The 24,611-nt window shown below is 73.5% G+C and carries 24 protein-coding genes; 16 read left to right on the top strand and 8 right to left on the bottom strand.

The window, feature by feature from the left end:
* Window positions 1-69: 69 nt before the first annotated feature.
* From ACF068_RS01260 to ACF068_RS01245, 4 genes are read left to right on the top strand one after another with little or no spacing between them, the layout of a single operon-like run.
* The gene (locus ACF068_RS01260; protein WP_392272066.1) at window positions 70-777 is read left to right on the top strand and encodes an SDR family oxidoreductase; all 708 of its coding nucleotides are present in this window, start codon (window positions 70-72) and stop codon (window positions 775-777) included.
* A 41-nt stretch (window positions 778-818) separates the two neighbouring features.
* Window positions 819-1,298: a nuclear transport factor 2 family protein gene (locus ACF068_RS01255; RefSeq protein WP_392272065.1), complete on the top strand. Its 480-nt coding sequence runs from the start codon at window positions 819-821 to the stop codon at window positions 1,296-1,298.
* A 27-nt stretch (window positions 1,299-1,325) separates the two neighbouring features.
* The gene (locus ACF068_RS01250) at window positions 1,326-1,853 is read left to right on the top strand and encodes a nuclear transport factor 2 family protein (RefSeq protein ID WP_392272064.1); all 528 of its coding nucleotides are present in this window, start codon (window positions 1,326-1,328) and stop codon (window positions 1,851-1,853) included.
* A gap of 50 nt (window positions 1,854-1,903) precedes the next feature.
* On the top strand, window positions 1,904-3,172 hold the full coding sequence (locus ACF068_RS01245) for an MFS transporter (protein WP_392272063.1): 1,269 nt from the start codon (window positions 1,904-1,906) through the stop codon (window positions 3,170-3,172).
* 70 nt (window positions 3,173-3,242) lie between these two features.
* Here the strand turns inward: ACF068_RS01245 and ACF068_RS01240 are convergent, their stop codons facing one another.
* Complete coding sequence (locus ACF068_RS01240; RefSeq protein ID WP_392272062.1) at window positions 3,243-4,217, bottom strand: SMP-30/gluconolactonase/LRE family protein; 975 nt, start codon at window positions 4,215-4,217, stop codon at window positions 3,243-3,245.
* A 374-nt stretch (window positions 4,218-4,591) separates the two neighbouring features.
* On the opposite strand from ACF068_RS01240, the gene ACF068_RS01235 reads away from it, so the two are divergent.
* The 12 genes from ACF068_RS01235 to ACF068_RS01180 all read left to right on the top strand — a co-directional run bounded on the left by ACF068_RS01235 (window position 4,592) and on the right by ACF068_RS01180 (window position 15,328).
* Window positions 4,592-5,788, top strand: a complete 1,197-nt coding sequence (locus ACF068_RS01235; RefSeq protein ID WP_392272061.1) for a low temperature requirement protein A — start codon at window positions 4,592-4,594, stop codon at window positions 5,786-5,788.
* Window positions 5,785-6,246 carry a nuclear transport factor 2 family protein gene (locus ACF068_RS01230; RefSeq protein WP_392272060.1) on the top strand — a complete coding sequence of 154 codons (462 nt, stop codon included), beginning with the start codon at window positions 5,785-5,787 and terminating at the stop codon, window positions 6,244-6,246. Before ACF068_RS01235 ends, ACF068_RS01230 begins: the two co-directional genes overlap by 4 nt.
* Before the next feature lie 91 nt (window positions 6,247-6,337).
* Entirely contained in the window at window positions 6,338-6,784 is a 447-nt protein-coding gene (locus ACF068_RS01225; RefSeq protein ID WP_392272059.1) for a nuclear transport factor 2 family protein, read from the top strand.
* Window positions 6,784-7,818 carry an ankyrin repeat domain-containing protein gene (locus tag ACF068_RS01220; protein ID WP_392272058.1) on the top strand — a complete coding sequence of 345 codons (1,035 nt, stop codon included), beginning with the start codon at window positions 6,784-6,786 and terminating at the stop codon, window positions 7,816-7,818. The genes ACF068_RS01225 and ACF068_RS01220 overlap by 1 nt, the downstream gene beginning before the upstream one ends.
* A gap of 4 nt (window positions 7,819-7,822) precedes the next feature.
* Window positions 7,823-8,131, top strand: coding sequence for a muconolactone Delta-isomerase (locus ACF068_RS01215; RefSeq protein WP_392272057.1), 309 nt, complete (start codon window positions 7,823-7,825; stop codon window positions 8,129-8,131).
* 202 nt (window positions 8,132-8,333) lie between these two features.
* Window positions 8,334-9,515, top strand: a complete 1,182-nt coding sequence (locus tag ACF068_RS01210) for an MFS transporter (RefSeq protein WP_392272056.1) — start codon at window positions 8,334-8,336, stop codon at window positions 9,513-9,515.
* A gap of 24 nt (window positions 9,516-9,539) precedes the next feature.
* Window positions 9,540-11,189 carry a benzoylformate decarboxylase gene (gene mdlC / locus ACF068_RS01205; protein ID WP_392272055.1) on the top strand — a complete coding sequence of 550 codons (1,650 nt, stop codon included), beginning with the start codon at window positions 9,540-9,542 and terminating at the stop codon, window positions 11,187-11,189.
* 17 nt (window positions 11,190-11,206) lie between these two features.
* Window positions 11,207-11,719: a cupin domain-containing protein gene (locus tag ACF068_RS01200; RefSeq protein WP_392272054.1), complete on the top strand. Its 513-nt coding sequence runs from the start codon at window positions 11,207-11,209 to the stop codon at window positions 11,717-11,719.
* Window positions 11,716-12,660 carry an NADP-dependent oxidoreductase gene (locus ACF068_RS01195; protein ID WP_392272053.1) on the top strand — a complete coding sequence of 315 codons (945 nt, stop codon included), beginning with the start codon at window positions 11,716-11,718 and terminating at the stop codon, window positions 12,658-12,660. Before ACF068_RS01200 ends, ACF068_RS01195 begins: the two co-directional genes overlap by 4 nt.
* Window positions 12,661-12,724: 64 nt before the next feature.
* Window positions 12,725-13,564 carry an NAD(P)H-binding protein gene (locus ACF068_RS01190; RefSeq protein ID WP_392272052.1) on the top strand — a complete coding sequence of 280 codons (840 nt, stop codon included), beginning with the start codon at window positions 12,725-12,727 and terminating at the stop codon, window positions 13,562-13,564.
* Window positions 13,561-13,857 carry an antibiotic biosynthesis monooxygenase family protein gene (locus tag ACF068_RS01185; protein WP_392272051.1) on the top strand — a complete coding sequence of 99 codons (297 nt, stop codon included), beginning with the start codon at window positions 13,561-13,563 and terminating at the stop codon, window positions 13,855-13,857. The genes ACF068_RS01190 and ACF068_RS01185 overlap by 4 nt, the downstream gene beginning before the upstream one ends.
* Window positions 13,858-13,948: 91 nt before the next feature.
* Entirely contained in the window at window positions 13,949-15,328 is a 1,380-nt protein-coding gene (locus ACF068_RS01180) for an FAD-binding oxidoreductase (RefSeq protein WP_392272050.1), read from the top strand.
* A gap of 104 nt (window positions 15,329-15,432) precedes the next feature.
* On the opposite strand, the gene ACF068_RS01175 is transcribed toward ACF068_RS01180, so the two are convergent.
* From ACF068_RS01175 to ACF068_RS01145, 7 genes are read right to left on the bottom strand one after another with little or no spacing between them, the layout of a single operon-like run.
* Window positions 15,433-16,659 carry a cation:proton antiporter gene (locus ACF068_RS01175; RefSeq protein WP_392272049.1) on the bottom strand — a complete coding sequence of 409 codons (1,227 nt, stop codon included), beginning with the start codon at window positions 16,657-16,659 and terminating at the stop codon, window positions 15,433-15,435.
* 4 nt (window positions 16,660-16,663) lie between these two features.
* Window positions 16,664-17,149: a cation:proton antiporter regulatory subunit gene (locus ACF068_RS01170; RefSeq protein ID WP_392272048.1), complete on the bottom strand. Its 486-nt coding sequence runs from the start codon at window positions 17,147-17,149 to the stop codon at window positions 16,664-16,666.
* Window positions 17,150-17,176: 27 nt separating this feature from the next.
* On the bottom strand, window positions 17,177-19,366 hold the full coding sequence (gene glgB / locus ACF068_RS01165) for a 1,4-alpha-glucan branching protein GlgB (RefSeq protein WP_392272047.1): 2,190 nt from the start codon (window positions 19,364-19,366) through the stop codon (window positions 17,177-17,179).
* Window positions 19,363-21,525, bottom strand: coding sequence for an alpha-1,4-glucan--maltose-1-phosphate maltosyltransferase (locus tag ACF068_RS01160; RefSeq protein ID WP_392272669.1), 2,163 nt, complete (start codon window positions 21,523-21,525; stop codon window positions 19,363-19,365). The genes glgB and ACF068_RS01160 overlap by 4 nt, the downstream gene beginning before the upstream one ends.
* Before the next feature lie 49 nt (window positions 21,526-21,574).
* A complete protein-coding gene (locus tag ACF068_RS01155) occupies window positions 21,575-22,345 on the bottom strand; it encodes an AAA family ATPase (RefSeq protein ID WP_392272046.1) in 771 nt (256 codons plus the stop codon).
* Window positions 22,346-22,368: 23 nt separating this feature from the next.
* Entirely contained in the window at window positions 22,369-23,688 is a 1,320-nt protein-coding gene (locus ACF068_RS01150) for a PP2C family protein-serine/threonine phosphatase (RefSeq protein ID WP_392272045.1), read from the bottom strand.
* Between the two features lie 6 nt (window positions 23,689-23,694).
* Window positions 23,695-24,600 carry an ATP-binding protein gene (locus ACF068_RS01145; RefSeq protein ID WP_392272044.1) on the bottom strand — a complete coding sequence of 302 codons (906 nt, stop codon included), beginning with the start codon at window positions 24,598-24,600 and terminating at the stop codon, window positions 23,695-23,697.
* Between the last annotated feature and the right edge of the window lie 11 nt (window positions 24,601-24,611).

The following is a 24,611-nucleotide window of genomic DNA, read 5'->3' as shown; positions in this document are numbered from 1 at the left end:
GCGTGAACCTCATGTTGTCGAGCCGGAACCTTTGACCCCGCCGTACCGGACGCCGTTAGCGTCGTCATCATGTCCCACGCGCCGCACACAATCCGCACCGCGCTGGTCACCGGCGGCAACCGGGGTATCGGCCTGGAAGCCTGCCGCCAGCTCGGCAGCGCGGGGCTCGACGTCGTCCTGGCCGCGCGCGACCCCGCGCGCGGCCGCGCGGCGGCGGAGAAGCTCACCCGCCAGGGCCTCTCCGTCCGGTTCGAGCAGCTCGACATCACCGACGGCGACAGCGTCACGGCGTGCGCCGCCCGGCTGGCGGACGACGGCGTCGAGGTCGACGCGCTCGTCAACAACGCGGGCGTCTACCCCACCGAGCCGTTCTTCTCCCTCAGCGAGGAGACGATGCGCCGGACGGTCGACATCAACCTGATGGGCGCCTTCCGTACCTGCCGGGCCTTCGTCCCCGACATGGTCCGGCGCGGCCACGGCCGGGTCGTCAACGTCTCCTCCGGCCTCGGCGCGATGACCGACAACGTCCCTTCCCCGGCGGCGTACGGCATCACCAAGGCCGCGCTCAACGCGCTCACCCTCGTCGTGTCCGCCGCCGTCCCGCCCTCGGTCAAGGTCAACGCGGTCTGCCCCGGCTGGGTCCGCACCGACATGGGCGGCTCGTGGGCGCCGACGGGTGTGGAGAAGGGGGCGGACACCGTCACCTGGCTGGCGCTGCTCCCGGACGACGGGCCCAGCGGCGGGTTCTTCCGCGAGCGGCGGCGGATCCCGTGGTGACCCGCCGCCCGCACCCCGACCCGTACACGAAGGGAAGAACGATGAAGCTCTCCTCCGGCCGCGGGCGCCGCACGGCGGGGATCGTGATCGCCGCCGTCGTGCTGTTCGGTGCCACGGCGGCGTTCAGCAGCGACTACGTGCAGGCGGCGGCGAGCGAGGCACTGCGCTCCACTCCCGAGGCGCACGAGCCGAAGGCCCTGTCCTCCCTCGACCCGGCCGTCCGCGCCTACGTGGACGCGGTGGACGACGGGGACGCGGACGCCCTGGCCGCCGCCTTCCACGAGGACGGCACGGTGACGGACACCGGGCGCCGGTTCCAGGGGCGGGAGGCCATCCGCGCGTGGGCGGCGGACGAGGTGATCGGCGGCAAGGTCACGGTGCTCGGCAACACCCCGGGCGCCAACGGCTCGACCGTGCTGCTGCGGTTCGACCCCGAGGGCCTGCTCGCCGGGTTCCGGGCCCGCTACGAGTTCACGCTCAGGGACGGGCTCATCCACGGCGTGTCCATGAGCTACGCCTGACCCCCGACCCTCCCAGGGAGGAACCCCATGAGAAAGCGCCTGACACCCCCGGCCGTCCTCACCGCCGCCCTGCTGCTGGGCGCCACCGCCACCGCCTGCTCCGACGACGGTGGCGGCGGCGACGCGACCGCGGACCGGCCCGCGGCGGCCGCCGCACCGTCCACCCCCGGCGGGACCGCGCCCGGGGCGGCGACGTCCGCCTCTCCCGCGGCCTCCAAGCAGGCGGCGCCCGACAACGATGCCGTCGACCCCGCCGCCCAGGCCTACGTCGACGCCGTGGCCGCCGAGGACCTCGACGCACTGGTCGACGCCTTCCACCCGGACGCCGAACTGACCGACGTGGGGCGGGAGTTCACCGGGCACGACGAGATCCGCGACTGGGCCCGCAACGAGGTCATCGGCGGCAGGCTCACCGTCCTGAAGAACACCCCCAAGAGCAACGGCACCACGCTCCTCGTCCGCTTCGCCCCCGGCGGCGACGGCGGCTTCGAGGCCACCTACGAGTTCGACGTCCGCGACGGGCGCATCGAGAAGCTGAACCTCCAGTACGCGTGAGCACACGCGTCCCCCCAGCCGAAGCACCGACGAACCAGAAGGGCTCCCGTATGAGCACCGCAACCGGAACCGGGCCCGGCCCGACCCGCAACAAACCGGCGCTGGCCGCGCTCGGCCTCGGCGCGTTCGTCATCGGGACCGCCGAACTCGTCATCGTCGGCGTGCTCAGCCTGATCGCCGGTGACCTGGACATCTCCGTCAGCACGGCCGGCCTCCTGGTCACCGCGTACGCGCTCGGCGTCTCCCTCGGCGGTCCGGTGGTGACGGCGGCGACCATCCGGCTGTCCCGCCGGACGCTGCTGCTGGTCGCGCTCGCCCTCTTCGTCGCGGGCAACCTGATCGCCGTGTTCTCCGCGGCCTTCGGCCTGCTGGTGGCCGCCCGCGTGCTGTGCGGCGCCATCCACGGCCTCTACCTCGGCGCCGCGTCCACCGTGGCGACCGGCCTGGTGGCCCCGGAGCACCGCGGCCAGGCCGTCGGCCTGGTCTTCGGCGGCATCTCCGTCTCGACGGTCATCGGCGTGCCGCTGGGCACCCTGATCGGGCAGGGCATGGGCTGGCAGGCCACCTTCGGCAGCGTCGTCGTGCTCGGTGTGCTCGCGCTGGTGGCCACCCTGCTGTGCGTGCCGCGGGTCGAGCACAGCACCGCCGACGGGCTCCGCGCCCAGGCCCGGCACGCCTTCCACCCGCGGGTGCTGGCGATGCTGGCGGCCACGGTCCTGCTGATGGGCTCGCAGTTCATCGCGTTCACCTACCTCACCCCGTTCCTGGAGGACGTCACCGGCATCTCCGGCGGCGCGGTGGGCGCCTTCCTGCTGATCTTCGGTGTGTTCAGCGCCATCGGTACGTTCGCGGGCGGGCGGTTCGCCGACATCAACGCCTCCGCCACCCTGCTGGTGGGCAACCTCGTCGTGATCGTGGCCATGGCCGCGCTGTGGGCGTTCGGCTCCAGCGCCTGGCTGGTGGGGCTGGCCCTGGCCGGCTGGGGCATCGTCGGTTTCGGTGTCACGCCGTCCTTCCAGCTCCGGGTCATCTCCCTCGCGGGTGAGGGCGCCGACCTGGCCGCCACGCTCGGGGCGTCCGCCGCCAACGTGGGCGTGGCGCTGGGCTCGGCGGTCGGCGGCTGGGCCCTGGCCTCCTTCGGCACCGGGGAGGTGCCGGTGGCCGCCCTGGTCGCCGCCGTCGTCGCGCTGCCCGTGGTGTGGGCCACCCGGTTCCTGAAGGCGCCGCAGGGGCCGGCGTCCGGGCCGCGCGCGGCGGACGGGGGCGGCGCGGGCGGCGCCGGGGACGTGCGGACCGTACCGGTGACGACCGCCGGCTGAGGCCGGGCCGCCGGGCCGGAGGAGCGGCGGGGGGACCGGGGCGGGCCCCCCGGTCCCCCCGCCGTCGGCCTCAGAACCCGGTCACGTCGGCGATGGTGAACGGGAGTTCGGCCGTACCGCCGGCCATCTTGTCGAACTGCGAACGCACCACGTACAGGTGGCTGTTGCGGCGCACCAGCGTGGTCGGCATGTCCAGCGTGGCATCGACGACCTGGCGCTCCACGGTGAAGGACGTGACGTCCGGGTTCAGCCGCAGCCGGGTCAGCGTGTCGTTGCCGTAGTGCGCGACCCACACCCGGCCGGACTCCAGGTGCAGTCCGTCGCCGTACTTGAGGCTGACGGTGCCCGCCACCTTCTGCATCGCGCCCGATCTCAGGTCGATCTTGTACAGTCCGCCGCCGGCCGAGTCGACCGTGATCAGGTAGCCGCCCGCGGCGTCGGCCTCGATGCCGTTGAGCGTCACCGTCTTCGCCGGCTGCGGCGGGATGACGCCGGTCAGGTTGTACGCGGTGGTCAGCGTCCCGCCGTCGCCGCCCGCCGATATCGCGGTCCGGAGCTGCGCCGGGGTGACGCGGTAGACCACCGCGAGGTACGAGTCGGTCACGTAGGCCGAGCCGTCCGGAGCGATGTCCAGGTCGTTGAGCAGGGACGCCTCCGGGGCGGACACGGCGAAGTGCGCGACGCGCTTGCGGGTCGCGAGGTCGTAGACCATCACGCCCTTGGGGTCGGTGACCCACAGCCGGCCGGCCGGGTCGACCTTGAGGCCGGCCGCGACGGTCCGTCCGTCGGTGCCGTCCGGGAGGAACACCTCGGCGGTCTTCTGGCCGGCCGGGGTGCGGTATATCGCGCCGGTGGCGTACGAGCCGACGTAGAAGTCGCCGTTCCTGGCGTCCACGGCGATGCCCTCGGGGAAGGCCCGGGCACCGGGCAGCGTGAAGGCCGTACCGGCCGCGTACTTGGCCTCGGCGCCGTCATCCTCGGCGGCGGCCGTGCCGGTCATCGCGGTCAGGGTGAGCAGACCGGCCAGCGAAAGCCCGGCGGCCATCAGGGAACGGAAAGGGCGAATGCGGTGCACGTGTGTCTCTCTTCTCTCGAAGGGCGGCTTCGGGCCAAGCCGCCCAGGTGTGGGAGACCTTATGTTTCGGACGGCGGCGGACCGCCGGGCCGAAATGCGCCCCCAAAAACCTTCCGGTCGACCGGAAAGCTGAGGTGGGACCGAGGGTGTGGGCGCAGAAAATCCCCCGATTTCGAGGCCCGAGGACAGGCAGACTTTCTTATGTCAAGGGCGGATTTTGCCGTTCCGTGAACATTCGGGCCGGTGTTCGGGCATCGGACCGGTGCGCCGGGCGTCCGCGCGACTTCATGATGTCGAGCCGATTTCTTCGACCCCCGCCCGAACCGGCCGTTACCTTCACGGCCATGTCCCTCGCACCGGAACTCACCCGGGAAACCGGCGACGACGCGCCGCTGGATGACAAGGCGCGGGTCACCACCCTGGAGTTGTTCTTCGACCTCGCGTTCGTCTTCAACTTCACCCAGCTCGCCCGCGTCTTCAGCGACCGCATGAACCCCGAAGGGGTCCTCCAGGTCCTGCTGATCTTCTGGCTGCTGTGGTGGATGTACGGCGGCTACGCCTGGCTCACCAACCACGTCCCGCCGCACGGCAAGCACCAGCGGCTGCTGCTGCTCCTCGGCATGGCCTCGTTCCTGGTCATCGGGCTCACCACGCCCAACGCCTTCCACGGCGACGGCGTCGCCTTCGGCGTCGGCTACCTGCTGATCGTCAGCGTCCACGCGGCCCTGTTCGCCTTCAGCGGCCCCAAGGCCGCCCGCAACATGCTGCGCATCGCGCCCTTCCACGTCACCGGAGCGCTCCTGATCATCCGCGCCGGCTTCCTCGACGGGCCGCCGATGTACACGTGCTGGGGCGGCGCCGTGCTCCTGGAGATCCTCGCGCCGATCATCACCGGCGTCTCCGGGTTCGACCTGAAACCCGGCCACTTCGTGGAACGCCACGGGCTGCTGATGATCATCGCGCTGGGCGACTCCTTCCTGGCGCTGGGCATCGGCACCGACGGCGCCCCGGCCGGACTGTCCGTGGTCACCACGGCCGTACTCATCTTCATCATCCCGGCCTGCCTGTGGTGGGTGTACTTCAACGAGTCGGAGAAGGCGCGCCGCGCCGAGGTCGCCCTGGAGCGCCAGGACTCCACCACCCGCTCCCGCATGGCGCTGTCCGCCTTCTTCTACGCGCACGTCCCGATGCTGCTCGGGCTCATCCTGATCGCCGCGGCCGTGAAGAAGACGATCGTGCACCCCTTCGCCGAGCTGCCGCTCGCCCCCTCCCTCGCCCTGGCCGGCGGCGTCGCGCTCTACCTGGCTGGCATCGCCTGGTTCCACGGCATCCTCAAGATCGGCCCGCAGCGGTTCCACTTCGCGGCCGCCGCGCTGGCCTTCCTCACCGTGCCGGCCGGCCACTTCGGCGCCGCCGTCGGCGAGGTGATGTCCCTCGGGGCCCTGATCGTCTGCGCCCTGTTCATCGAGCACCGGTGGACCAAGCAGTCGGGCCACACCTGTTACGCACCCACGGAGAATCTGGAGGTGGTCGGCCGATGAGCACCACGGCGGACCGACTTGACGTCATCGACACCTGCACCCGCATGGGCTGGTACACCGACCAGCGCGACTGGGAGGCACTGGAGCGGGTGTTCACGGACGAGGTCCGGCTCGACTACACCAGCCTCAACGGCGGCGAGCCGGCCGTCGTCCCCCGCAAGGGCCTGGTGGCCGCCTGGTCCGGGCTGCTCGGCAGCTTCACCGCCACCCAGCACGTGTTCAGCAACTTCCTCGTCGACCTCGACGGCGACACCGCCGTGTGCACCGCCATGTTCCAGGCCACGCACCGGCTGCCGAACGAGCACGGCGGCCCGCTGTGGACCCTCGGCGGCCACTACCGCTTTGCGCTCGTGCGCACCGACAGCGGCTGGCGCATCTCCGACATCGTCATGACGGCGACCTGGGCGGACGGGAACCAGCAACTGCTCACCATGGCCGCGAAGTCACAGGAATCCTGACCCCAGAAAGTACGCGGCACATTGTTGGCGAGCAGCCGAAAACGGAACCACTATCTTCTGGGAATTCTCTCGGGCTTATCGAGGAGTACACATGAGTGACCTCACGGCAGCGACGCGCATCGTCGCCCAGCGCTGGTTCGACGCGCTCTCCTCCGGGGATTTCGAGACGTGTCTCGGACTGCTCGCCGACGATGTCGAGTGGATCAACTACACGCCGGTCCCCGGCTACAACGACGACATGAAGTGGATCGGCACGATCCGCGGCCGCGACGCGGTCCTCGCCAGCCTCCAGATCTTCTCCGGGGAATGCGAGATCAAGTTCGAGAAGCTGGTCAACCTGTCGGTCGACGGCGAGAACGCGGCGGGCGTCATCCACGAGCTGTCCGTGGTGCGGAGCACCGGGCTGGAATTCGAGATCGAATTCGTCCAGTGGCTGACCGTGCGCGACGGGCGGATCGTCCGCTGGAAGTCCTACACCGACCCGTCCACCATCATCCGCGCCCTGCGCGGTGACACCTCCGGGCAGGTGGCCGCCTGATGAGCGCCGACCTCGTCGCGGCGGTCCGCGACCGCGACACCGCCGACGTGGCGGGGCTGCTGGCCGCCGGCGCCGACCCGTCCACCCGGGACACCGCCAGCGGGCTGACCGTGCTGATGATCGCCGCCGGTCAGGCCGACGCCCCGACCGTCCGCGCGCTGATCGGCGCGGGCGCCGACGTCCACACCGCCGACACCCGCGCCGGCGCCACCGCCCTGCACAAGGCCTGCCAGGGCGGCAGTCTCGACGTGGTGCGCGCCCTGGTCGAGGCCGGCGCGTTCGTCGACGCCGTCGCGCCCACCACCGGGCACACCGCCCTGATGGACGCCCTCTGGTACAAGTACCCGGACATCGCCGCGTACCTGCTCGACCGGGGCGCCTCCCTCAAGGTGTACACGCACTACGGCTTCTCGCTGGAGCAGCACTTCCAGTACGAGCTGAACGTCAACACCTTCGGCAAGGACAAGCTGCTGGAGGCCGAGCGGCACCTCGACGCCCGGCGCGCGAGCGACGAGGCGGCGGTGGCCCGCCAGGAGCTGATGGCCGCCACCGCCGACGGCGACACCGCCCGCGTCCGCAAACTGCTGGACGCCGGCGCCGAGGTCGACGAGCGCTTCCCCTTCCTGGGCGGCTTCAACGACTGGCACACCCCGCTGCTGGTCGCCTCCCGCGACGGCCACGGCGAGATCGTCGCCCTGCTGCTGGAGGCGGGCGCCGACGTCAACGCCGTGGAGCCCACCTTCGGCGCCGTACCGCTGCACAAGGCGGTCTACAACGGCCACGCCGACATCACCGCGCAGCTCGTCGGCCGGCCCGGCATCGACCTGGACTTCCAGGGCGCCACGAACGGCTACACCCCGCTGCACGACGCCCTGTGGCACGGCTACGAGGAGTGCGTCCGCATCCTCGTCGGCGCCGGCGCCCGGCTCGACCTGGTCGGGCACGACGGCAAGACGCCGCTCGATCTCGCGGTCGAGGTGTTCGGCGCCGACCACGCGCTCACCGCACTGATCCGCGACACCGACGGGAAGTGACCCCATGCTGTTCTACGTCCAGATGAAGTGGAAGCACGAGGGCCGGCTCACGCTCGACGAGCTGTGGGAGCTGGAGCAGGAAGAGGCGGTCCACGCCCAGGAGACGGTCGACTCCGGCTTCTGCGTGGGCATCTGGAAGGTGGCCGCCCAGAAGCGCGTCATCGCCATCATCGACTCCCCGGACGCCGAGGAGCTCGACCGCACCGCCCTGGGCCGCCTGCCCATGCGCGAGTACCTGGAGTTCGAGCAGGTCTGGCCGCTGCGGGACTACCTCGGCTTCGCCGAGGACGTCAAGCAGCGCTACAAGGTCTGAGCGGAGCCCGCCCGGCCCCGGCCGGCGGCCCGCGCCCGCCCCCCACACCACCACCCCCACACCACCACCCCCACACCACCACCCCCACCCCCACACCACCCCCACCCCCACGCCGTCCGGCCGCCGCCGTCCTCGCGCGGCCGGGCGGCCGCGGGGCGTGCGCACACACCGTCCGAACGGAAAACGAAGGAGGGGCTCGCGGATGAGCGGGACCCGCAGCAGTACCCACGCACTGGCCGCCCTCGGGCTCGGCGCGTTCGTGATCGGCACCGCCGAGCTGGTCATCGTCGGCGTCCTGAGCCTCATCGCCGGTGACCTCGACGTGTCCGTCGGCACGGCGGGCCTCCTCGTCACCGCGTACGCGCTCGGCATCTCCCTCGGCGGCCCCCTCGTCACGGCCGCGACCATCAAGCTGCCCCGCCGCACCCTGCTGTGGCTCGCCCTCGCGGTCTTCGTCGCCGGCAACCTCGTCGCCGTCTTCGCCTCCGCGTTCGGCCTGCTGCTCGCCGCGCGGGTCGTCACCGGCGCCATCCACGGACTGTTCATCGGCGTCGCCTCGGCCGTCGCCGCCGGACTCGTCCCGGCCGAGCGCCGCGGACAGGCCGTCTCCATGGTGTTCGGCGGCATCGCCGTGTCCACCGTCATCGGCGTCCCCCTCGGCACGCTCGTCGGCCAGTCCATCGGCTGGCGTGCCGCCTTCACCGGCATCGTGATCCTCGGCGCCCTCGCCCTCGTCGCCGTCCTCGCCCTCGTCCCCCCGGTCGACGGCAGCGGCTCCGGCGGGCTGCGCGCCCAGGCGCGGCACGCCTTCGCGCCCCGCGTGCTGGCCATGCTCGGCATCGGACTGCTGCTGCTCGGCGGGCAGTTCACCGCCTTCACCTACCTCGCCCCCTACCTGGAGGAGGTCACCGGCATCTCCGGCGGCGGCGTCAGCGCCTTCCTCCTGGTCTTCGGCCTCGCCAGCGCCATCGGCACCTTCGCCGGCGGGAAGTTCGCCGACCGGAACGCCGACCTCACCCTCCTCGTCGGCAACACCGTCCTGGTCCTCGCCCTCGGCGCGCTCCACCTCACCGGCTCCAACCCGGTGCTCGCCGCGCTCGCCCTGGCCGCCTGGGGCCTCGTCGGCTTCGGCATCGTCCCGTCGCTCCAGTTGCGGATCATCTCCCTCGCCGGCCCCGGCGGCGACCTCGCCGCCACCCTCGGCGCCTCCGCCGTCAACGCGGGCATCGCCGCCGGCGCCGCCATCGGCGGCTGGGCGGTCGCCACGTACGACGTCGGCCGCGCCCCCCTCGTCGCGCTGATCGTCTGCGCCCTCGCCCTCCCCGCCACCTGGGCCGGGCGCAAGCTCACCCTTCCCACAGTCGTGGCAAGCCCCGCCAACTAACCCACCCCCGTCAGGAGAATGACCGTGACCGAGGCAACCGGCCACCGGACCGTACGCGACGAAACGCTGGACGTCCTGCGCCGACTGGGTCTGACGACCATCTTCAGCAACCCCAGCCACACCGAGATGAAGCTCTTCGAGGCCTGGCCCGAGGACGAGTTCCGCTTCGTCATGGGCCTCCAGGAGGCCTCCGTCGTCGGCATGGCGGACGGCTACGCCCAGGCCACCGGTGAGCCCGCGCTCGTCATCATCAACGGCGGCCCCGGCCTCGCCAACGCCATGGGCAGCGTCTACACCGCCGCCTCCGCCAAGACCCCCATGGTCATCCTCGGCGGCCAGCAGGCCCGCAAGATGCTCCTCGGCGACCCGTTCCTCATCGCCAAGGACGCCACCCAGCTCCCCAAGCCGTACATCAAGTGGGCCGCCGAACCCGCCCGCCCCCAGGACGTCCCGGCCACCATCGCCCAGGCCTACCGGATCGCCAAGCAGGCGCCCCAGGGGCCCGTCTTCGTGGCCGTCCCCGAGGACGACTTCGTACGCCCCGCCGACCCCGACCCGGTCCGCATCCCCACCGTCGAGGACGCCACCGTCCCGTCGCCCGCCGCCCTGGAGCGCATCGCCGCCGCCCTCAACGGCGCCCGCCGCCCCGGACTGATCGCCGGCGGCCCGGTGGACGCCCAGGGCGCGCGCGGCGCGCTGGTCGAGCTGGCCGAGAAGCTCAACGCCCGTGTCTGGGGCGCCCCGGTGTGGAACCGCGGGGCGTTCCCGGAGGACCACCCGCTGTTCGCCGGTGTCCTGCCGCCCATCCCGGAGCTGATCAACGAGCGGCTCGCCGCCCAGCACGACGTGGTCGTCGTCCTCGGCGGGCCCGCGTTCACCCTGTTCACCGCGTGGGACCTGTTCTCCACCGCGCCCGCCGACCTCGACCGGAGCCCCCGCCCCACCCTCACCGCCGACGTGCGGTTCCTGCACGTCACCGACGACCCGCAGGCGGCCGCCGCCACCTTGGCCGACGCGGCGTTCATCGCCCGGCCCGGCGACGTCGTCCGCGGCCTGGTCCCGCTGGTCGAGCAGCGCGAGCGGGTCGAGCTGGCCCCTGTGCGCGAGCCCGTCGCCGTACCGGAGCCGTCCACGCCGCTCACCCAGGCGTACCTGTTCCACCTGCTGTCGAAGGAACTGCCCGAGACGGCCGTCCTCTTCGAGGAACTGCCCATCGCCCGCGCCGACTTCCACGAGCAGATCCCGCTCGGCGCCGGCAACGGCTACTTCGCCACCGCCAGCGGCGCCCTCGGCTTCCCGTTCGCCGGCGCCGTCGGCTACGCGCTGGCCCGGCCGGACCGCCGCGCGGTCGTGGTCGTCGGCGAGGGCTCGGCCCAGTACACCCTGCACTCCCTGTGGACCGCCGCCCAGCACAACCTGCCGGTCACCTTCGTCATCCCCGACAACGCCGGCTACCTGTCGCTGAAGTACTACCTCCAGGACCAGAAGTCCTGGGAGAAGGGGTACGACCTCAGCGGCGTCGACATGGCCCAGCTCGCCCGCGGCTTCGGCGTGCGCGGCGAACGCGTGGAGACGCCCGAGGGCCTCCAGGCGGCGCTGCGCGAGTCGCTGAGCGCCGACGGCCCGGTCCTGCTCGACGTCGTGGTCGCCGACCCCGGCCTGTTCCGCCTCTGACCCTCCGGGAGACCCAGATGACCACCACCGCGCAGCCCACCACGGGGGCCACCGGCCCCCACCCCGAGGGCGACGTCGTCCACCACCCGGCGGGCACCGGCCCGACGTACTGGTTCGGCGACGCCATCTACACCTTCAAGGCCACCCGCGAGAACACGGGCGGGTCGCTCACCTTCGCCGAGGCGTCCGTCCCGCCCGGCGGCGGCCCGCCGCCGCACATCCACCCGCACGCCGACGAGGCGTTCTACATCCTCAACGGCGACATCGAGTTCCTCAACGGCGAGAAGACCTTCACCGCCCACGACGGCGACTTCGTCTTCGTGCCGCGCGGCACCCGCCACCGCTTCCGCAACGTCGGCCTCCACACCAGCCGGATGCTGTTCCTGTTCACCCCGGCGTACCTGGAGAAGTTCTTCATGGAGATCGGCCGGGAGGCGCGGGCCGGCGAGGCCCCGGTCCCGCTCACCGACGAGCAGAAGCGGCAGATCGTGGAGTTCGCCCCCAAGCACGACCTGCGCCTGGCGCCGTGACGGGGACCATGCGCGCCGCGGTCGTCGACGCCTTCGGCACCCCCGGCACCCTCCACGTGCGGGAGCTGCCCGTCCCGGTGCCCGGCGAGGGCGAGGTGCTGGTCCGCGTCCACGCGGCCGGCGTCAACGCCATCGACTGGGCGACCCGGGCCGGGCGGGGCGTCGGCGTCGAACGGTTCCCCGCCGTGCTCGGCTGGGACGTCTCGGGCACGGTGGCCGCCACCGGCCCGGGCGTCCGGCGGTTCACCGAGGGCGACGCCGTGTTCGGCATGCCGCGCTTCCCGGCCCTGGCGGGCGGGTACGCCGAGTACGCCGTCGCGCCGGAGGGGGAACTCGCCGCCAAGCCGGACGGGGTGGACCACGTGGTGGCCGCGTCGCTGCCCATGGTCGGGCTCACCGCCTGGCAGACGCTCTTCGAGCACGGCGCCCTGAAGGCGGGCGACCGCGTCCTGGTGTCCGGCGCCGCCGGGGGAGTGGGGCACATCGCGGTGCAGCTCGCGGCCGGCGCCGGCGCCGAGGTCATCGGCACCGCGTCCCCCGCCAACCACGACTTCGTCCGCTCCCTCGGCGCCCAGCGGGCCGTCGACTACCGGACCGTGCCCCTGGGGAAGGAGGTCACGGACGTGGATCTGGCGGTCGATCCCATGGGCGGGCCCGAGTTCCACCGGCTGCTCGACGTGGTACGGCCCGGCGGCACCCTCGTCACCCTCAAGGGCGAGGGCCCCGATCACCGGCGGACCGCCCAGGACCACGGCGTGCGCGCCGCCTTCACCTACGTCCACCCCGACGGCCCGGTCCTCGACCGGCTCGCGGGCCTGCTCGCCGCCGGGAGCATCCGCCCCGAGATCCAGCGGACCTTCCCGCTTCAGGAGGTGGCAAAGGCGCACGCACTCGGCGAGCAGGGCCACGTCCGCGGCCGCCTCGTCCTCGACCTGACCTGACCTGACCTGACCTGACCTGACCCGATCCGATCCGATCCGACCTCACCCGACCCGAGGAGCCCCCATGATCCTGGTGACCGGAGCCACCGGCCACGTCGGCGGCGAGCTGACCGCGAGGCTGGCCGGCTCCGGCCGGCCGGTACGCGCCCTGGTCAGGAACGCCGCCGAACCCCCGGCCGGGGCCCAGGCGGCCGTCGGGGACCTGAACCGCCCCGCGTCCCTGCGCGACGCGCTCGACGGCGTCCGGGCGGTGTTCCTGCTGCCCGGGTACGCCGACATGCCGGGCCTGCTCGCCGAGTTCGCCCGTGCCGGGGTCGAGCACGTGGTCCTGCTCTCCAGCATCGCCGCCCCGGACGGCGACATGGACAACGCCATCTCGCGGTTCATGATCCTCTCCGAGGAGGCGGTACGGGACTCCGGACTGCCCTGGACGATCCTGCGGCCCAGCGGCTTCATGTCCAACACCTTCCAGTGGACCGCGCAGCTCGCGGCCGGCGACCTGGTGCGCGCCCCGTTCCCGGACGTGGCCGTCGCCATGATCGACCCGTACGACATCGCCGCCGTCGCCGCGCACGTCCTGCTCGACCCCGGCCAATTCGGCCGCGCCCACGCCGTCAGCGGCCCCGAACCGCTGCTCCCCGCCGACCGGGTGCGGATCCTCGGCGAGGTCCTCGGGCGCCCCCTGCGCTTCGAAGGCCTGAGCGACGCCGAGGCCCGCAAGGAGATGGAGAGCGACGGCACGCCCCCCGAGTACATCGACGCCTTCTTCCGCTACTACGCGGACGGCACCCTCGACGACTCCCGCGTCCGGCCCACCGTCGCCGAACTCCTCGGCCGGCCGCCCCGCACCTTCGACCAGTGGGCCCGCGCCCACGCCGACGCCTTCCAGGAGGACTCGCCATGAGCACCATAGAGACCGTGCAGTTCAAGCTCGTGCCCGGCACCGAGACCGCCGTGTTCGAGGACCTCGACCGCAAGGTCGAGACCGAGTACATGGCCCGGCGCCCCGGATTCGTCTCCCGCGAGGTCTCGCGCAGCGAGGACGGCGAGTACCTGGTGATCGTCCACTGGGCCACCCCCGAGGACGCCGACGCCACCATGAACGGCTTCTTCGGCGCCGCCGAGACGCAGGACTTCCTGGCCGCCGTCGACAAGACCACGGTCCGGTCGGCGCGTTACGCCAAGGTCGTCCGCTGACCCCACCGGGTCCACCGCACCACCCCCAAGGGCGCCCGGCCTGCCCGGGCGCCCTTCGCTCTGCCGCCACACCGACCGAAGGGGCACATCCATGAGATCCACTTCGCTCAGCACCGCACCCGGCCGGGAACTGCGGACGGTGATCCGCGGCGCCGTCCACCTCCCCGGCGACGCCGCCTACGACGGCGCCCGGCGGATCTGGAACGGCGCCGTGGACCGGCGGCCCGCCGCCCTCGTCCGCTGCGCCGACGAACGGGACGTGGCCACCGCCGTCCGTGTGGCCCGGGCGCACGGCCTGCCCCTGTCGGTGCGCGGCGGCGGCCACGACTGGGCCGGCCGGGCACTGTGCGACGGCGGCGTCGTCGTGGACCTCCGGGCGCTCGACGCCATCACCGTGGACGCGGCCGCCGGCACCGCCGAGGTCCAGGGCGGCGTCCGGGCCGGGGGCCTGGTCACCGCGGCCCACCGGCACGGCGCGCGGGCCGTGCTCGGCACGGTCAAGGCCGTGGGCGTGGCCGGGCTCACCCTGGGCGGCGGGTACGGGCTGCTCACCGGCAGCCACGGCCTGGCCGCCGACAACCTGCTCGGCGCGCACGTCGTCCTCGCCGACGGCACCGAGGTCACCGCGGACGCCGAGGAGCACCCCGACCTGTACTGGGCGCTGCGCGGCGGCGGCGGCAACTTCGGCGTCACCACCCGGCTGCGCCTCCGCGTCCACCCCGGCACCACCGTGGTGTCCGGCCTGCTGCTGTTCCCCCTGGACCAGGCCGCGTCCGTGCTGCGCGCCCACCGCGAGGTGCTGGCCGGCGCACCGGACGGACTGACCGTGATGGCGGGCTTCTTCACCGGCCCGGACGGCTCCCCGGTGCTCTTCCTGCTGCCCCTGTGGAGCGGCGACCCGGCGCGGGGCGAGGAGGTCACCGGCGCGCTCGCCCGGCTCGGCACACCGGTGTTCAACGGGCTCGCCCCCATGGCCTACCAGGACGTCCTCGGCCTGTTCGACGACACGATCGTCGACGGCCGGCACAACGAGATGCGCACCCGCTGGCTGCCCGGGCTCACCGACACCACCACGGACCTGCTCGTCTCGGCGGCCGCCCGGATGACGTCCCCGTACTCCGGGATCTTCCTGCACCACTTCCACGGCGCCGCCGCCCGCGTCCCCGCCGACGCCACGCCGTTCGCGCTGCGCCGGGACCACCTCCTGGTCGAGATCGCCGGGTCGTGGGTGCCGGAGGGCGACACGGCCGCCGACGTCGCCCACCGCGAGTGGGCCCGCGGGGTGTCCGCCGAGCTCGCCGGGCACGCGCTGCCGGGCGGCTACCCCAACCTCCTCGGCGCGGACGAACGCGACCGCGCCCTGCTCGGCTTCGGCCCCAACGCCGCCCGGCTGCTGGACGTCAAGCGCCGCTACGACCCCGACGGCGTGTTCAGCGCCGTACCGGCCCTCGCCCCGGCCCGTCACCCCTGACGGCCCGCCGCCCGGCCCCACAACGAGGCCGCCGCCCCGGCGGACAGCCGGGGCGGCGGCCTCCCCGCACGGGCGGCGGCCCGACGAGCGGGTACCGGCGGCCCTCAGTCCGGCACCGGGACCGGCTCGGGCTCGGCGCCCGCCACCGGGGCCGCCGCCACGCCCCGCCCCCGGCCGCGCCGGGCCGTCACCCACAGCGCCACCGGCTCGGTGAACCGCGCCGCCACCGGCCCGAAGACGACCAGCAGCAGGACGTACGCCGTCGCCAGCGGCCCCAGCGCCGGTTCCACGCCCGCCGCGACCGCGAGCCCCGCGATCACGATGGAGAACTCGCCCCGCGCCACCAGGGCGCCGCCGGCCCGCCACCGCCCGCGCTCGCCGATGCCCGCGCGCTTGGCCGCCCAGTACCCCGTACCGATCTTCGTCAGGGCCGTCAGCAGCGCCAGCACCAGCGCGGGCGCCAGCACGGGCGGGATCGTCGCCGGGTCCGTACTGAGCCCGAAGAAGACGAAGAACACCGCGGCGAACAGGTCCCGCAGCGGCATCAGCAGGTGGTGGGTGTTCTCCGCCACCTCGCCGGACAGCGCGATGCCCACCAGGAACGCGCCGACCGCCGCCGACACCTGGAGCTCCTGGGCGAACCCGGACACCAGCAGCGTCAGGCCCAGGACGACCAGCAGCAGCTTCTCCGGGTCGTCGCTGGAGATGAACCGCGAGATGTGCCGCCCGTACCGCACGGCGACGACCAGCACCACCCCGACCGCGCCCAGCGCGATGGCCAGCGTGACCCCGCCGGCCGCCCAGCCGGCGCCGGCGAGCAGCGTCGTCAGGATCGGCAGGTACACCGCCATCGCCAGGTCCTCCAGGACCAGCACGCTCAGGATGGCCGGCGTCTCGCGGTTGCCGATCCGCCCCAGGTCGCCCAGCACCTTGGCGATCACCCCGGACGACGACACCCACGTCACCCCGGCCAGCACCACCGCCGCCACCGGGCCCCAGCCCAGCAGCAGCGCGGCGGCCGCCCCCGGCACGGCGTTGAGCACGAAGTCCACGGCACCCGCCGGGGCGTGCGTCCGCAGATGGCCCACCAGGTCACCGGCCGTGTACTCCAGCCCCAGCATCAGCAGCAGCAGGACGACCCCGATCTCGGCGCCGATCTCGATGAACTCCTCACTGCCGCCCAGCGGGACGATCCCGCCGTGCCCGAAGACCAGCCCGGCCAGCAGGTACAGCGGGATGGGGGAGAAGCGCACCCGCGCGGCGAAGCGGCCGAGCAGGCCCAGGGCCAGCACGACCGCACCGAACTCGATCAGGAAGACGGCGGAATGCACGGCATCACTTCCGTTCGAGGATCGCGTGCGCCGCGTCGACGCCCTCGCGCGTCCCGACGACGATGACCGTGTCCCCACCGCGCAGCCGGAACTCCGGCCCCGGCGACGGGATGGGGTGCGCCCGCCGCATCACGGCGACGATCGACGCGCCGGTCGCCGTCCGCATCCGCGTCTCGCCGAGCTGCCGCCCGTTCCAGTACGAGTCGCCGGTGACCGTGACCCGTTCCGCCAGCAGCCCGAAGTCACTGGTGTGCAGCAGGTTCGGGTTGTTGTGGCCGGGCAGCAGCGCCTCGGTCAGGGTGAGCGCCTCCGCTCCGGTCAGCCGCATGGACAGACCGCACGAGTCGGGGTCGTCGTCGTGGTGGACGTTGAGCGTGCGGGTGCCGTCGCGGTGGGCGACGACCGACAGGGTGTCGTGCCGGCGGGTCGTGAGCTCGTACTGCACGCCGATCCCGGGCAGCGGGGTGGTCCTCAGTCGCGGTGCGGGCATGGCGGGTCGCCTCCCTCTCAGTCGTAGTCAGCGGTGCGGGCGGAGCCAGACGGCACCCAGCGGCGGCAGGGTGAGCTCCGCGCTCGCGGGCAGCCCCTGCCAGGGCACCTCCCCGGCCCGGACCGGCCCGGGGTTCGTCGCACCGCTGCCGCCGTAGGCCGCCGCGTCGGTGTTCAGCACCTCGGTCCAGTCGCCCGCCGACGGCAGACCGACCCGGAAGCCGGGGCGCGCGGCGGGCTGGAAGTTGTAGACGCACACCAGCGGCCCGCCCGGTCCGCCGTACCGCACGAACGAGTACACGTTGTCCTGGGCCGCGTCGGCGTCGATCCAGCGGAAGCCCTCGGGCCGGCAGTCCCGGCTCCACAGCGCCGGGTCCGCGAGGTAGTGCCGGTTGAGGTCGCGCACCAGGTCGCGGACGCCCGCGTGCGGGGCGTGCCCCGTCAGCGACCACTCCGGTCCCCGGTCGTGGGACCACTCGCCCTCCTGGGCGAACTCCTGCCCCATGAACAGCAGGTGCTTGCCCGGGAAGGCCCACATCCAGGCCAGGTAGGCCCGCAGGTTGGCGAACCGCTGCCAGGGGTCGCCGGGCATCTTGCCGAGCAGCGACCCCTTGCCGTGCACCACCTCGTCGTGGCTGATCGGCAGCAGGTGGTTCTCGGCGTACGCGTACATCATCGCGAACGTCATCGCGTGGTGGTGGTACTGGCGGTGCACCGGGTCGTGGGCCATGTAGGCCAGCGAGTCGTGCATCCAGCCCATGTTCCACTTGAGGTCGAAGCCCAGCCCGCCGTGGTCCGTGGAGCGGGTCACGCCGTCCCAGGCCGTGGACTCCTCCGCGATGGTCACCACACCGGGGCAGCGGCGGTGCACGGTGGCGTTCATCTCCTGGAGGAACTCCACCGCCTCCAGATGCTCGCGCCCGCCGTAGGCGTTGGGCAGCCACTCGCCGTCCCGGCGCGAGTAGTCCAGGTAGAGCATGGAGGCCACGGCGTCCACCCGCACCCCGTCGACATGGAACTCCTCGCACCAGTACACGGCGTTCGCGACCAGGAAGTTGCGCACCTCCGTGCGCCCGTAGTCGAAGACGAGGGTCCCCCAGTCGGGGTGCTCGCCCCGGCGCGGATCGGGGTGCTCGTACAGCGGGGTGCCGTCGAACCGGGCGAGCGCCCAGTCGTCCTTTGGGAAGTGGGCCGGCACCCAGTCCACGATCACCCCGATGCCCGCCTGGTGCAGCCGGTCCACCAGGTACCGGAAGTCGTCCGGGGTGCCGAGCTTCGCCATGGGCGCGTAGTAGGAGGTCACCTGGTAGCCCCAGGAGCCGCCGAAGGGGTGCTCCGCGGGCGGCAGGAACTCCACGTGGCTGAAGCCCAGCCCCTTGAGGTACGCGGGGAGTTCGCGCGCCAGCTCCCGGTAGCCGAGGCCGGGCCGCCAGGAGGGCAGGTGCATCTCGTACACGCTCATCGGCGCCTCGGTGGCGTCCCGCTCCCCGCGCCGGCGCATCCAGTCGCCGTCGTTCCAGCGGTACGCGGAGGCGTGCACCACCGACGCGGTGCCGGGCGCCGGTTCGGCCGACGAGGCGAGCGGGTCGGCCTTCTGTATCCAGCGGCCGTCGGGCGTGAGGATCTCGTACTTGTAGCGGCAGCCCGGTTCCGCCCCCGGGACGAACAGCTCCCACACCCCGCTCGCGCCCAGCGACCGGAGCGGATGGGCGGCGCCGTCCCAGTGGTTGAGGTCGCCGACCAGACGGACGGCGCGGGCGTCGGGCGCCCACACCGCGAAGGCGGTGCCGGGGACCGGCCCGTGGCCGGAGTCGTGCTCCCGGACGTTCGCCCCGAGGACCCGCCACAACTGCTCGTGCCGGCCCTCCCGGATCAGGTGCAGGTCGAGCTCGCCGAGCGTGGGCAGGTAGCGGTAGGGGTCGTCGTAGCTGTGGACCTCGTCGCCGTACACCGCGGCGACCCGGTAGTCGGGGACGTCCGCCCCGGGGACCACCCCGGAGAAGACGCCGCCGTCCTCGTGGCGCAGCTCGGCCAGCGGCTCGCCGGCCGGTGTGGTGAGCGTGACCCGGTCGGCCAGCGGGCGCAGCACGCGCACCGTCACGCCGGCCGGGCCGGGATGCGGTCCGAGCAGGGCGTGCGGGTCGCTGACCTCGCCGGTGGTCAGCCGCCTGAGGTCGGTGGCGGCCAGTGGGGTGGTGGTGGTCAGGTCCCTGGTCACGGTGTGCTGTCCCCGTTCGTGAAGACGTGCGCGACCTGCCGGCGCGGGTCGAGGCGTACGTAGTTGGTGCGGCCCCAGGTGTAGGTGGCGCCGTCGTCGGAGAGGGCGTCGCGGACGGTGAAGGTCTCGGTCCGCTCCAGGCCCAGGGCGGGCAGGTCCAGCGAGACGGTCGTCTCCCGGACCCCGTGCGGGTCGAGGTTGAGCACCACGAGCACCCAGTCGTCCCCGTGCCGTTTGGAGAAGCAGACCACCGCGTCGTCCTCGGCGCGGTGCAGGCGCAGGTTGCGGAGCTGCCGGAGGGCCGGGTGGGCGCGGCGCACCTCGTTGAGGGTGCGCAGCAGGGGCGTCAGGGTGGTGCCCGCGGCCTCCTCGGCGGCCCAGTCACGGGGCCGGTACTGGTACTTCTCCGAGTCCAGGTACTCCTCGCTGCCGGGCCCGGCGGCCACGTTCTCGCACAGCTCGAACCCCGCGTAGACGCCCCACGAGGGGGACGCCGTGGCGGCGAGGACGGCCCGCACCTCGAAGGCGGGCCGGCCGCCGTACTGGAGGTAGGCGTGCAGGATGTCCGGGGTGTTCACGAACAGGTTGGGGCGCAGATAGGCGGCGCTCTCCTGGCCGTCCAGCCCCGCCAGTTCGGACAGGTACGACTCGACCTCGTCCTTGGAGTTGCGCCAGGTGAAGTACGTGTACGACTGGTGGAACCCGACCCGCGCCAGGGCGTGCAGCATCGCCGGGCGGGTGAAGGCCTCGGCCAGGAACAGCACGTCGGGGTCGGTGGCGTGGACCGCCTCGATCAGCCGCTCCCAGAACGCCACCGGCTTGGTGTGCGGGTTGTCGACCCGGAAGATCCGCACCCCGTGCGCCATCCAGTGGCGCAGGATCCGCAGGCACTCCGCGTGCAGCCCCTCGGGGTCGGTGTCGAAGTCGATCGGGTAGATGTCCTGGTACTTCTTGGGCGGGTTCTCGGCGTACGCGATCGAGCCGTCGACCCGGTGCCGGAACCACTCGGGGTGCTCCTTCACCCACGGGTGGTCGGGGGAACACTGGAGGGCGAAGTCCAGCGCGACCTCCAGGCCCAGCTCGCGGGCCCGGCCCACGAAGGCGTCGAAGTCGTCGAGCGTGCCCAGGTCCGGGTGGACCGCGTCGTGGCCGCCGTCGGCCGAGCCGATCGCCCACGGGGAGCCCGGGTCGTGGGGCCCCGGCGTGAGCGTGTTGTTGGCGCCCTTGCGGTGGGAGGTGCCGATCGGGTGGACGGGCGGCAGGTACACCACGTCGAAGCCCATCGCCGCCACCGCGTCCAGCCGGTGCGCCGCCGTGCGGAACGTGCCCGAGCGGGGCGGCTCCGGCTGCCCGCCGGGGCCCGGCTCCGTGGGCACGACCGCGCCCTCGGAGCGCGGGAAGAACTCGTACCACGAGCCGAACAGGGCGCGTTCGCGGTCCACCCGCAGCGGCAGCTCGCCCGACGGGGTCACCAGCTCCCGCAGCGGGCGGGCCGCCAGCAGGCCGGTCACCACGGGGGCGAGGGCCGCGGCGTGCCGTTGCGCCACGGGCAGGGAGGTGTCCCGCAGACGGGCGGCCGCCTCCGTCAGCACGCCCGCCTCGGCGGCCGGGAACGCCTCCGCGGCCCGCTCCAGCAGGACGGCCCCCTCGGCCAGGACCAGTTCCACGTCGATCCCCGCCGGGACCTTCACCTCCGCGGTGTGGCGCCAGGTCGCCACCGGGTCGGTCCAGGCCTCCACCCGGTACGTCCAGTCACCCTCCCGGTCCGCCGACACCGGCGCCGCGTACCGGTCGGTGCCGGGCGCGGTCGGCCGCATGGGCGTCCACGGGCCGGTCTCCCCGTCCGGACCGGTCAGCACCACGTTGGCGGCCACCGCCTCGTGCCCCTCGCGGAACACGGTCGCGCTCACCTCGAACACCTCGCCCGGCACGGCACGGGCGGGGCGCCGCCCCCCGTCCACACAGGGCCGCACGTCCACCACCGGGATCCGCCCGACGGTGGGCGCGAAGGTCCGGGGCGGGGTCGCCCGGGTCGCCTCGGGGCCGCCCGCCCGGCGCGCGGGACCGGCCGCGCCGGCCACGCTCCGGGGAGCGCCGGCACCGGCGGGCCGGGCCGCGCCCTTCGGCGTGGCGTCGCGCTCTCTGGTCCTGCCGTGCATCGTCATGCCTCCTCGCACCCGGGGTGCAGTCGCTGGAAGGGCGCCGGTGTCACCGGCGTATCGCGGTGGTGCCGTTGCTCACGGCGGAGATGATCCGGCGGTAGCCGGCGACCAGCGGGTGGTGCGGGTACGCCGGGCTGAAGAGCCGCTCACCGGCGAGGGACGCCATCTCCGGGGCGTACGGCAGGACGGCCGTGATCCGGGTGGCGTACGCGGACTCGACCTCCCGGCGCATCCGCTCGTGCACCACGCCGTCCGGGACCATGCTGAGCGCCACGCTCACCCGTACGCACCCGAGCCGGCCCGCCAGCGCCATCGTCTCGGCGGCGCCCGCGAGGTCCAGCCGGTCCGCCCGGGTGACGATCACCAGCGCGTCGGAGCTGGCCATCGCCGTCACCGTCTCGTTGTTGAACCCGGCGTGGGTGTCCAGGAGCAGCACGTCGAGGGCCAGCAGGTCGATCAGCCGGTCGAAGCCCTCCCGCAGCAGGCCCACGTCGTAGCCGCGCCCCATGATCTCGTTGATGCCGGCCGCCCCGCTGCGGGCGGGCACCAGGAAGACGCCGTCGTGGCCGGTGTCCGCCCGGCAGGGGTAGGCGGCGTCCTCGATCTCGCAGTGGCCGACCAGGTAGTCGGCGAGCGAGCGGCGGGCGGCGGGCGGCACGGTGTCACCGAACATCAGGTCCAGGGCGGGCGTCTGGATGTCCGTGTCCACGAGCGCGACCCGGCGGCCCCCCGAGGCCAGGAGCAGCGCGAGGTTCGCGGCCGTACTGGACTTCCCCGTGCCCCCGCGGTAGGAGTGCACGGTGATGATCTGCGACATGGATCCCATCCGGTGGATTCGGTCTAGTGGTCGTCCTGGTCGTCCTGGTCGTCCTGTGTTTCCCGTACTTCGCGCGCCCCGCCGGCCCGCCGGTCCCTCCGGTCCTCCTCGGGCAGGCGCCGGTGGACGGCCATCATGGTGATGTCGTCCGACTGCTCGGAGGGGCCGACGAACTCGCTGAGCACGCCGTCCATGTGGTCCAGCAGCTCCTCTCCGCGCACCGCCGCCCGGGCCAGCTCGGCCAGCAACCGCTCGTCGCCGAAGAACCGGCCCGACATCGAACGCGCCTCGGTCACCCCGTCCGTGTAGACGAAGAGGGTGTCGCCCGGGCCGATCTGCGCGTACCCCAGGGAGAAGGTGCCGTCGGGGATGACCCCGACGGCCGGTCCGGTCGGCTCCAGCAGTACCGGGTCCTTGCCCTCGCCGCTCACCAGCACCGGCGGGTTGTGGCCGCCGTTGATGTAGACGAGGTTGCCGGTGAGCGGGTCCAGGACGCCGAAGAACATGGTGGCGAAGTAGCCCTGCCGGATGTGGTTCCTGGTCAGGTAGTTGTTGGTGCCCACCACGGCGTTGAGCAGCGGGGTCGCGCCGACCACCGGGATGGCCCGGCTCTGCTCCCGCCAGCCGGTGTCCTCGCCCAGCAGGTCGGCGGCGATCAGGCTCTGCAGCCCGCTCTGCTCGGCGGTGTGCCGCAGCAGGCTGCGGATGAGCGCCATGAACAGCGCGGCGCCGACGCCCTTGTCGCAGACGTCGGCCACGACCAGGGCGAGGCGGCGGTTGTTGACCAGCTCGAACACGTCGTAGAAGTCGCCGGCGACGGTCCGGGCGGGCCGGAAGCGGACGTGGATCTCCCAGCCGTCGGGGTTGGGCAGCGACTCGGGCAGGAAACCCATCTGGATCTCCCGCCCGATCTCCAGCTCCCGCTCGTAGCTGAGCAGTTCGGCACGGGCGGTGACGTCCTCCATGGTCCGGGTGAAGTTCGCCCGCTCGTGGCAGTCGCGCAGCCGGGCCCGTACGAGGTCGGGGTAGAACGGCGGCACCAGGTAGTCCGACCCGGCGTGGACGTGGCTGCCCAGCAGGTGCAGGTCGTGCTCGGCGAACGCCACCACGGTGGGCCGCTGGCCCTCGTCGTCCAGGCGGCGGGCCACCGCGCGGACGGTGTGCGGCGACAGGCCCGCGTACGCCAGCAGGACCTCGGTGGCCGGCAGTTGGCCGTGCCCCACGACCAGGACGTCGGCGGGGGTCCGGATGCGCACCACGGCGCCCACGCTGTCCAGGGCCTTCAGCAGCTCCGGCGGGGCGCTGCGGTGCTCGTCCAGCAGCAGCACATTGGTCTGGAGCATGTCACCTCATCCCGTCCGGGGGCCGGCGGCCGTGGCCGAGCGGCGCATCACGAGCGTGCTCACGTTGCGGCCCGCCACCAGCTCGTACTCGAAGGAGTCCACCGCGGTGAAGGCGAGGAAGACCCCGAGGCCGCCGATCTGCCGCTCCGCCAGCGGTACGTCGAGCGCCGGGGCGCGCATGCCCTGGCGCGGGTCGAAGGCCGGGGCGTCGTCCTCGAAGCGCACCCACACCTGGTCCGGGTCGATGCCGCCGTCGACGGAGATCTCGCCGGTGGCGCCCCGGTAGCCGTGCATCACGATGTTGGTCGCCAGCTCGTCGGCGGCCAGCCGCAGCCGGTACAGGGAGCTCTCCGGCAGCCCGGCCCGCGCCCCGAGCCCCAGCACGAACTCGGCCACCCGGTCCAGGCAGGCCAGCCGCGCCGGGATGCGCAGCGCGTCCGGCGCCCCGGCGCCCCACGGCCCCGGTGCCGCGCCCTTCGCGCCGCCGGGCGTGGCGTGGGTGCCGTGGGTGGCGCGCGTGCCGCGCGTGCCCGCGCGGTCGGCGCCGTCCGCCGGTCCGCCCGACCCGGGTGCCGGCGCCGGGACCGGCGCGAGGCCGGAGCCGGACGAGCCGCCCGAGCCGGACGAGCCGCCCGAGCCGGACGAGCCGCCCGAGCCGGACGAGGCGCGCGAGCCGGACGTGGCGCCCGAGCCGGACGAGGCGCGCGAGCCACTCGGTGCGGCCGGGGCGCAGGTGGCCGGCGCGCAGCCCGCGGCGGCCCCGGCGCCCACGGCGGCGACCGGGGACGCGGCGGCGACCGGGGGCGCGGGCGCGGCGGCCGCGGTCACGCGCGTACCGGCGGTGGCCGGCGCGCCCGGACCGGACGGGGCGGACCCGCCGGCCGGTGACGCGGCAGCGGAGTCGAGCGCCATGTCTCCTCGCC

Source organism: Streptomyces sp. NPDC016309 (genome assembly GCF_043077235.1).
In the GTDB taxonomy this organism is placed as follows: domain Bacteria; phylum Actinomycetota; class Actinomycetes; order Streptomycetales; family Streptomycetaceae; genus Streptomyces.
Note: the sequence above shows the minus strand (reverse complement) of the source record. Positions and strands in the feature narration are given on the sequence as shown.